The organism is Armatimonas sp., from assembly GCF_031410135.1.
In the GTDB taxonomy this organism is placed as follows: domain Bacteria; phylum Armatimonadota; class Armatimonadia; order Armatimonadales; family Armatimonadaceae; genus Armatimonas.
The window spans coordinates 44,514-53,692 of the sequence record NZ_JANNYP010000797.1 but is presented as its reverse complement, the minus strand read 5'-3'; the positions used below and the strand labels follow the sequence as shown (position 1 = coordinate 53,692).

Below are 9,179 nucleotides of genomic sequence, written 5' to 3'. Positions count from 1 at the left end.
CCTCACTACGTCTGTTTTTGGGAGAAAATAAATGAAAAAAGTTGCAAGTCTGATCGCTGCCGCACTGTTGCTGGCTACCATTATGATTCCGTCTGCGCATGCCGATGTGACCTCTCCGCCACCCCCGACCAAGGGTGGCGGGTAGTCGTTTTTAGTTAGTTTAGATTAGAGAGGAGAATGTAATTCATGAATGCACAGGCGCTAAATGCACTACAGGGACTCAAAGCATGGCACGACCAGGCTGCTTCTGCCCCTGCTCCCGTCGTTTCAGCCGTTTCCGTACCGTCCACTGTCGCACCGAAGCGACAGACCAATAAAGAGCTTCTTGCGGTTATCCGCGATGACGCTAGCACGAAGGCTCAGCGTGATCGTGCCGCCGAGCAGCTCCGTCGTCAGATTAAATCGCTATGCGCCGCAACGCTCGCGCGGCAGGCACGCACCATGCTGGCCAATGAGCTAGAAGACCTGACACAGGAAGTGGTGATCCGCCTGCTCCAGAGCCCTGCTAGCACCGAGCCAACCGGAGCCTACATCACCCGCATCGCCACCAACTTGCTTATTGATCGTCAGCGGCACCTGATCCGCCGTGGCCAAGACAAGCAGGCGCTCTCTCTCGATGACACCGAGGATGGCGAGACCCGCGATGTGGTAGACCCTGAGATCCGTGTGGAAGATGGCGTTCTCGCGCGGATTCAGCAGCGAGCGATCCGCGAGGCGCTCCTCACCCTGCTGAAGCCCAACGAGGCGATTGTGGTTCTTCGCCGCGCCGAAGGAGCCAGCCACGATGAGATCGCGGAGGAGCTAGGAACCAATGCCGCGTGTGTTCGCAAGCAGGCAGAACGTGGCCTCAAGCGCTTGAAAGAGCACGCCGACGCAGGCCGCTTCGCCTTCGCCTAACGGAGAGAGTGAATCCTTCAACAGCCGCGCAACCGAAAGGGGGCGCGGCTGTCTTATTTTACAATGGACGCACTTAAAGGAATCGGTTTTCTGCTCAAGCACCCACGGCTCTGGCCGCTAGCGCTTGTCCCTGGCTTGATCGCCTCGGTGCTCTATGTCATCCTAGGGTGGATCGGCTGGCAACGCTACGGAGCAGGACTGGAAGAAGGAGCCCGAGTTGCCGCTTTTCTGCTCTATTTAGTACTCTTCCCTTTTGCGTTCTATCTGCTGGGCAGTAGCTTTCTCGGGTTAGTCTTCGATCCACTCAGTCGGGAGACGGAGCGCTTGCTGGGAGCAGAAGTCCCCGTCTGTCCGCTCAATTTCTGGCAACTCTTTGGCGACACCTGCAAACGCCTCTTGCTCAATGGCGGGATCTGTCTTCTTGCGTTTGGCTTGGGAGCCGCCGTTGGGCCTGTGGCGGGTGTTCTAGGAGCAGGGCTGGTAAGTCTGCTGGACTACACCTCACCCGCCTTTCTACGGCGTGGTACTACTCTCAGGGTACAGATGCGGCTGCTTCTGAAAAAGCCCGATGTCTACACCCTGACTTTCGCCGTCGCCGCAGGGCTTCTCTCCCTTGTGCCGTTTCTCGGACTCTTTCTTGCCCCTAGCTTTATTGTTGGAGGCGTCTTCCTGGCGCGGCGTCGGCTACAATAGGATTTGTGATTGTATTTGGAATCGAGACAAGCTGCGATGAGACCAGCGCGGCAGTCGTAAAAGACGGACGGGTACTGCTCTCCAATATCGTGGCCTCGCAGATGGAGGAGCACGCGCTCTACGGTGGCGTTGTCCCTGAGCTGGCGAGCCGCCGCCATGTGGAGGTACTGATTCCCGTCTTTCGCCAGGCGCTTGCGGAGGCGGGGTGTACCTGGGCCGATATTGATGCCATCGCCGTGACCAACCGTCCGGGGCTGCTCGGGGCGCTCTTGGTCGGAACCTCGGCGGCAAAGGCGCTCGGCATGGCGCTCAAAAAGCCTGTCGTTCCCGTGCACCATATCGAGGCGCATCTCTACGCCAACTGGCTCAATACAATGGCTCCCCCCCCCGCCCCCGAGTTCGGGGGGGCCAGTGTACGGGCTGATTTCCCCGCAGTCGCCTTGGTCGTCAGTGGCGGCCACACGGATCTGTTTCACCTGCGCGGCCACGGCGACTATATCTTGCTGGGACGGACACGCGACGACGCGGCGGGTGAGGCGTTTGATAAGTGCGCCCGTCTGATGGGCCTCGGCTATCCGGGCGGGCCCGCAGTGCAAAAAGCAGCGGAGGGAGGCAACCCCAAAGCCATCACATTTCCCCGCGCCTTGCTTCAGGGCAGCCATGAGTTTAGCTTTTCGGGCCTTAAGACCTCCGTGCGCTATGCCCTCCAAGGTGAGAACCTGCCCTCGATCTCCGATATCGCCGCGAGCTTCCAAGAGGCTGTGGTGGATGTGCTCAGCAAGAAGACCATCGCTGCCGCCAAAGAGCTGGGCGTGGAGCGCGTTTTACTAGCCGGAGGTGTCTCCGCCAACACGCGCCTGCGGGAAGTGATGCAGGAGCGCTGCGACAAGGCCGGACTCACGCTCTTCTATCCCCCCGTCGCCCTGTGTACCGACAACGCCGCCATGATCGCCTGCGCGGGCTACTGGCACCTACAAAATGGCCGCACCGCCACCCTCGACTTTGAGACCCGCGCCTCCGAGCCGCTTGCGAGAGTACAATAGAGCTATGCTAACAAGGCTGAAGGTGCGTGGTTTTAAAAATCTTGTGGATGTGGATGTGCGCTTTGCGGCTTTCACATGCATTGCAGGAGCAAATGGCGTAGGGAAATCCAATCTCTTCGACGCCATAAGATTCTTGAGTGCTCTGGCAAGCGATACTTTGCTTGGGGCTGCCAAATCGGTACGAGATAATCGAAGACCCGATGCACGCGCACTCTTTCATAGGTTCGGAAATCAGTACGCACAAACGATGTATTTTGAGGCGGAAATGATCGTGCCCAAAGAGGGAGATGATGATTTGGGGCAACGTGCTGTTGCCAGCATGACTTTTCTGCGCTACACGTTAGAACTGGGTTATCGTGAAGTGGATAGTAGTCTTGAGGTAAAGTACGAATCTTTAGTTCATATTAATAAAAGTGATGCTCGAGTACACTTGCCCTTTAAGCCCTCAAAAAGCTGGCGTGATTCGGTAATTAATGGTCGCCGTACCGACCCCTTGATTTCAACACTTGAGAACGCAAATGGTGAAATAGAGATTCGTCTTCATCAGGATCGTGGAGGTATTGGTGGTGGTCGTCCGACTCCTCGTCCGGCACGGACACTGCCCCGCACACTGATTCATTTGGCGAATGCCGCAGAGTACCGAACGGCGGTTCTTGCTAGAAATGAGATGTCTTCTTGGTCGCTTTTGCAGCTAGAGCCCACTGCGTTACGTGAAGTGGATGAAATCAATACACCTGGGCATTTGACACCAAGTGGTGAGCATCTAGCGGCGACTCTCTATCGGCTTGCGCAGAGTTATCGGACGCCAGAGGGGGAACGTGATGAGGCTTCCGTCTATGATCGTATTGCTCTACGAGTAAGCGAACTTGTGCGAGAGATTCGGGAGGTAGGAATTGAGCGCGACGATAAGCGAGATATTCTTACGCTTTGGGCAGCGGGTGCTGATGGTACGCAGCACTCGGCACGTGCACTCTCGGATGGAACTTTGCGTTTTTTAGCCCTAGCCGTTTTAGAGGCTGATCCTGAGTTTCATGGTGTACTTTGTTTAGAAGAGCCTGAGAATGGTATTCATCCTGAAAGAATCGAGGCTATGCTAAATTTACTGCGCGCTATTGCTGTAGACATAAATTGTCCCATAGATAGTAATAACCCTTTGAGGCAGGTTATTATCAATACTCATTCCCCGACAGTAGTTGGACTAGTTCCCAGCGATTGCCTTCTAGCCGCCGAGCTGATCTCAAACCAGAAAGAAGGACAGCGCTACCAACATCTGAGTCTCTCTTGTATTGAGGGAACTTGGCGAGCAAGTGCCGAACCACAAACCCCTAGTATTAGCAAGGGGAAGTTAATGCGGTATCTGCGCCCCTTAGAACAAGCCTACTTAGAACCAGATGCCGTGGGGCAGCTTGTTTGGAGTCCCACTCCAGAATGATACTTCGCTATACGTTTCTAACGGAAGGCTCAACGGATGCGGCACTCCTGCCGATTCTTGACTGGACTATTCAGCGGCACACGAAGCAAATTTTCACAGGAGAGTTTGTTTATCGCCGAGGACAGGGATTGGCAGATAAAATTCATAATGCACTCGAAGATGCCCCGTGTGACCTGCTTTTTATTCATCGGGACTCAGACCGCGAAGAGCCCATTAGGCGGTACGAAGAGATTCAGGTTGCTCTCACGGAAGCAAAAATTGATCTCCCCAGTGTTTGTGTAGTGCCTGTGCGGATGATGGAAGCTTGGCTCCTCTTTGACTCAGGCGTTTTGCGCCAGGCAGCAGGTAATCGTAATAGTCGCTCCTCGTTAAACTTACCAACAATTGCACAACTCGAAACTATAGCCGATCCTAAAACAGTGCTGCGTGAAGCACTTCGCACGGCGAGCGAGCACAGAGGACGAAGGCTTGAGGAGTTCAATAAGCAGATTCCTGCTGCGATGCGGCGTATCACACAGCTCACGGATGACTTTAGTCCTCTCCTGCGCCTCCGTGCTTTTCAGCGCCTCCAGGACGATGTACGCACAACTCTTGAGGCGCAGGGTTGGTACAAAGAGTGATCTACAACCTGCTGCTGTTTTTGCTTTCGCCGCTCTTACTACTCTACTATGCGTTTCGGATGGCGACGGGAAAAGAAGACCCCGTGCATTGGCACGAGCGCTGGGGACGCTATGCAAAAGCGGGCGAGGGCTCACCGCGTTTCTGGGTGCACGCGGTTTCTGTGGGTGAAGTCATGGCCGCTAAGCCGATCTTGCGAGAGCTGCGCAGGCGTCACCCGGAGGCGTTTTTGCTCTTAACGACAACCACACGCGGTGGCCGTGAGGTGGCGCAGGGAATCGCGGATGCCTCGGCGGTGGCCTACTTTCCCCTGGACTTTCCCTGGGCTGTAACGCGGGCACTAAAGGCAGTGCGCCCCGATGCGATCTTGCTGATGGAGTGGGAGATCTGGCCGAATTTTCTCAAAGCCGCCAAGCAGCAGGGAGCCAAGGTTATCGTTCTCAATGGGCGCATCTCCGACAAAGGCCTGCGGCGCGGACTGAAGGCGCGATGGCTGATGGAGAGTGGCCTAGACTGTGTGGATCTCTTTGCGATGCAGTCCGACGAAGACACGCGCCGGGCGGGGCTAGTTGGCGCTCCAGCGGAGCGCACACAGACCTTTGGCAACACGAAGTTCGATGAGTCGTCGACGATGCTGAGCATTGAGGAGCGCGTAAAACTGCGGGCGGAGCTAGGCATTCCTGAGGGCGCTCTGGTCTGGATCTGTGGCTCGACCCGTGATGGAAAAGAGGGCGTTCCCGATGAAGAAGTGCTGATTGCCGAGGCGGCAAAGCGTGTGCGGGAGCGCTTTCCGGAGCTGCGGCTGATCGTCGCACCACGCCACTTGGAACGCGTAGAAGCCGTAAAGGCGCATCTGCCTTTTGCGGTACTCCGTACGCAGGTTCCCCCAATCTTGGGGGCGGGGGGGGCTTTGATTCTCGATACGTTTGGCGAGCTGGGCCGTGCCTACGCCGTCGCCGATGTCGCGTTTATTGGCGGCTCGCTGGCTCCGTGGGGTGGGCAGAGTGTCTTTCAGCCGCTGGCGCAGGGCGTCCCGGCGCTCTTTGGCCCGAACATGAACAACCAGCGCGATATTGCGGCGCTGGCGATTGCGGAGGGAGTGGCGGAGCAAGTCGCGGATACGAATGCCCTTGCCGAGGCGGTGTGTCGCTGGCTCGCGCTCTCGCCGGAGAAAAAAGCGCAGAATGCCACAAAGGCGCGTGGATTGATCGAGCGCAACCAGGGCGTATCAGCAAAGTGTCTGGATGCGGTGGAGGCGCTCCTTGGACGCTAAGGCGCTTCTGGAGGAGAAGAGCTTGCGGGGGGCTTTGTTGCGCCTTGCCATGACCCCGCTGGCGGGCCTGCACTTTGTGGGGCTGGAGCTGTACTTACTCCCGTATCGCCTCGGGGTTCGCAAGCGCTTTCGCCTGCCCGTGCCCGTGATCGCGATTGGCAATCTCACGTCGGGCGGGACGGGCAAGACCCCGATGGCGGCGCTGGTGGGCAAGATTCTGCGCGAGGAGGGGCTCAAGGTGGTGCTACTCTCACGTGGACATGGCGGCAGTCACGAAAAAGAGGGCGGTGCTAAGATCGTCAGCCGGGGTGATGGGACGCTCTGTCTTTCTCCCGAAGTAGCAGGCGATGAGCCAACACTCCTTGCCCAGCTCCTGCCCGATGTTCCGGTGATTGTCGGGCGGGATCGGCGTGTCTCGGGAAAGTTAGCCTGTGCGGAGTTTTCCCCGGATGTGATCCTACTCGACGATGCGCTCCAGTTCTGGCAGCTCCACCGCGACTTGGATATTGTTCTCTTAGATGCACGCGCTCCGTTTGATAATGGCTGGATGCTTCCCCGTGGGCTCTTGCGAGAGCCGCCGTTTCATCTCTCTCGCGCTGGGGTTGTCGTCCTAACCCGCGCCGATGCAATCCCCCCTGATGAGCTAGAGCGGCGCAAGCATGTCGTGCAGCGCCTTGCCCCCCGTGCCGCGCTCTTTACGGCGGTGCATGCCCCGCACAGCTGGATCGCACTGGATGGCACCCAAAAACCTCTGGAATTGCTCTCAGGACAGAGTGTCGCAGCCTTTGCTGGGATCGCGGATGGAAAAGCTTTTCAAAAAACTCTGGAATTACTCTCTCTCTCCCTAAAATTTTTCCGCGAGTTTGCTGACCATCATACCTACAAGAAAGAAGAAACGCTCGATCTAATCGCACAGCTACCCGTGGGTCCTTTTATCACTACCGAGAAAGACCTGACCAAGCTACGCCATCTCTGGCCTGCCGAGGAACCTCCTCTCTGGGCACTACGCATTCAGTTGGCTGTGGAAGAAATCGAGCGCTTCCGATCTATATTGACCAGGTTCCATGCCCGTAACTCAAACAAAGACCCGAACCAGCACGAAGCAGGTGGCCCCGCAAAATAGCACTGCGGAGAAGCTCACTGCCGCCTCCCCCTTCGTTATAGGATCGGCCACCGCACTTGGTCTCTTCCTTCTTTTTCTTTTGTGGAGACTCCCCGCGCTCAAGACAGTTCCTAGCACTGCAGGGCTCGCACTGGCTTTAGGCGTTGGACTAGCAGCTTGGCAACGACTCAACCTTCAGCGCTTTCGCTCCCTGGAGGCAAGCCGTATCAAGAGCCTCCGCGAGCAGGAGAGCTACAAAAAGCGGGAGCGCTATCTAGCGGCCCTTATCGAGATTGAGCGCCTCTTGCTCGCAGACCAGCGTGGGAAGGCAGTAGAAGATGTCCTGCCCCTACTGGGACATGCCACACAGGCCGACCGGATCTATCTTAGCCAGTGCTACTCTGACCAGAGTGAGCTCTACGCCACACTACTGGCGGAGTGGTGTGCTCCGGGAGTTACGGGGCAGATCAATAACCCGGTACGCCAAGATGTCACCCTCACGAAGAGCTTCCCACGCTGGGTGCAGGTACTGGGAGATGAAGGCAATATCATCGGGCAGGTGAACACTTTCCCAGACGAAGAGCGCCGCATTTTAGAGACCCAAGGAATTTTTTCTGTCTTTGTTCTCCCGATTGTCATTGAAGGGGAGCTCTGGGGCTACCTGGGACTGGAGAGCAAACGTGAGCCGCGCCAGTGGGAAAACGAGGAGCAGAAGTATCTCACCATTGCCGCCGAGGCTATCACCGGAGCACAGTCACGCCGCAATAGCGAGCAGAACACCCTCCAGCAAGCTCTCCACGATCCCCTTACGGGCCTCTCCAACCGTCGCCGCCTGCGTGAGCAGCTAGAGCTGGCCATTGAGCGAGCACAGAAACAACACTCGTCCGTGATCGCTGTCTACATGGATCTCGACCGCTTCAAGCAGATCAACGACACTCTGGGGCATGCCTTCGGCGATAGATTTCTACAGTACGTCGTTCGGCGGCGGCTTTTGCCCACGATTGGCCAGAGAGACTTGCTTGCCCGTGTGGGAGGCGATGAGTTCGTCCTCATCATGAGTGAGGAGCACCACCCCGATATTGTCAATGGGGCTGCTAAGATGGCAGAGTCGCTCCTAAAAGCCCTTACCGAGCCGATTCTTATGGAAGGTCAGGAGCTGGTTATCTCTGTCAGTATTGGAATTAGCCGCTTCCCCACGGATGCTCAGGACGCCGACTCGTTGGTCAAAAACGCCGATGTGGCGATGTACAAGGCAAAAGAAGAGGGCCGTGGGGACTTCCGCTTCTTCACCCCACAGATGAACCGCACCACCAAGGAGCGCTTTGAGCTAGAGGCGGACTTGCGCCATGATCTAACCCGCGCCACGCCCAGCGATAACTTCTTGCTCTACTTCCAGCCCCAAGTGGATATCAGCACGGGACACATGATCGGGGTAGAGAGCCTGATTCGCTGGCGGCATGCCAAGCGCGGGCTCGTCTCCCCCGCCAAGTTTATCCCTATCGCCGAAGAGACGGGCCTGATCCAGCCTCTGGGTGACTTTGTGCTCAATGCGGCCTGTGTTCAGGCCGCGGCTTGGGGAAAGAGCGGCTATCCATTGCGCGTTGCCGTGAACCTCTCCGCACAGCAGCTCCGCAACCGGGATCTGCCTCAGCAGGTCGCCGATGTTCTTGCCAGCACCAAGCTAGCCGCGGGTTTTCTTGAGCTGGAGCTGACCGAGACCGCGCTCTTGGACGATATTCCGGGGGCACTCGTGATCATGAACGCCCTGAAGCAGATGGGGGTTGCGCTCTCGCTCGACGACTTCGGCGCGGGGTACTCGTCACTCTCGCACTTAAGACACTGTCCGTTTGATGTGGTAAAGATTGACCGCTCGTTTGTGAGCTCTATCGTCGGGAGTGTGCGGGATCAGATGCTGGTCAAGCACCTCGTTCAGCTCGCCCATGATCTTGGTATGACCGTCGTGGCGGAGGGAATCGAGACCGCAGCCCAGTGCGATATTCTCCACCGCCTCGGCTGTCGCCACTTTCAGGGCTATCTCTTCAGTCCCCCGATTGCTCCGGAAGAGCTAGAGGCCCGCTTCCTGAACCCCACCACGGCACGCAAAGCGGCGTAGAATAGCCG

8 protein-coding genes are annotated in these 9,179 nt (G+C 57.2%); all 8 read left to right on the top strand.

Annotated features, from left to right (window positions below):
* Nucleotides 1-186: 186 nt before the first annotated feature.
* Nucleotides 187-897 (top strand): RNA polymerase sigma factor, encoded by a 711-nt coding sequence (locus RMO15_RS29320; RefSeq protein ID WP_309721475.1) that lies wholly within the window; start codon nt 187-189, stop codon nt 895-897.
* Between the two features lie 63 nt (nt 898-960).
* Complete coding sequence (locus RMO15_RS29315; protein ID WP_309721472.1) at nt 961-1,590, top strand: EI24 domain-containing protein; 630 nt, start codon at nt 961-963, stop codon at nt 1,588-1,590.
* A 5-nt stretch (nt 1,591-1,595) separates the two neighbouring features.
* Nucleotides 1,596-2,633 (top strand): tRNA (adenosine(37)-N6)-threonylcarbamoyltransferase complex transferase subunit TsaD, encoded by a 1,038-nt coding sequence (tsaD, locus tag RMO15_RS29310; protein ID WP_309721469.1) that lies wholly within the window; start codon nt 1,596-1,598, stop codon nt 2,631-2,633.
* Between the two features lie 4 nt (nt 2,634-2,637).
* Nucleotides 2,638-4,065 carry an AAA family ATPase gene (locus RMO15_RS29305; RefSeq protein WP_309721466.1) on the top strand — a complete coding sequence of 476 codons (1,428 nt, stop codon included), beginning with the start codon at nt 2,638-2,640 and terminating at the stop codon, nt 4,063-4,065.
* On the top strand, nt 4,062-4,685 hold the full coding sequence (locus RMO15_RS29300) for a DUF4276 family protein (RefSeq protein WP_309721463.1): 624 nt from the start codon (nt 4,062-4,064) through the stop codon (nt 4,683-4,685). The genes RMO15_RS29305 and RMO15_RS29300 overlap by 4 nt, the downstream gene beginning before the upstream one ends.
* Nucleotides 4,682-5,956, top strand: a complete 1,275-nt coding sequence (locus tag RMO15_RS29295) for a glycosyltransferase N-terminal domain-containing protein (protein ID WP_309721458.1) — start codon at nt 4,682-4,684, stop codon at nt 5,954-5,956. Before RMO15_RS29300 ends, RMO15_RS29295 begins: the two co-directional genes overlap by 4 nt.
* The gene (gene lpxK / locus RMO15_RS29290; RefSeq protein ID WP_309721456.1) at nt 5,946-7,079 is read left to right on the top strand and encodes a tetraacyldisaccharide 4'-kinase; all 1,134 of its coding nucleotides are present in this window, start codon (nt 5,946-5,948) and stop codon (nt 7,077-7,079) included. The genes RMO15_RS29295 and lpxK overlap by 11 nt, the downstream gene beginning before the upstream one ends.
* Nucleotides 7,021-9,171, top strand: a complete 2,151-nt coding sequence (locus tag RMO15_RS29285; protein WP_309721453.1) for an EAL domain-containing protein — start codon at nt 7,021-7,023, stop codon at nt 9,169-9,171. The genes lpxK and RMO15_RS29285 overlap by 59 nt, the downstream gene beginning before the upstream one ends.
* Nucleotides 9,172-9,179: the final 8 nt, after the last annotated feature.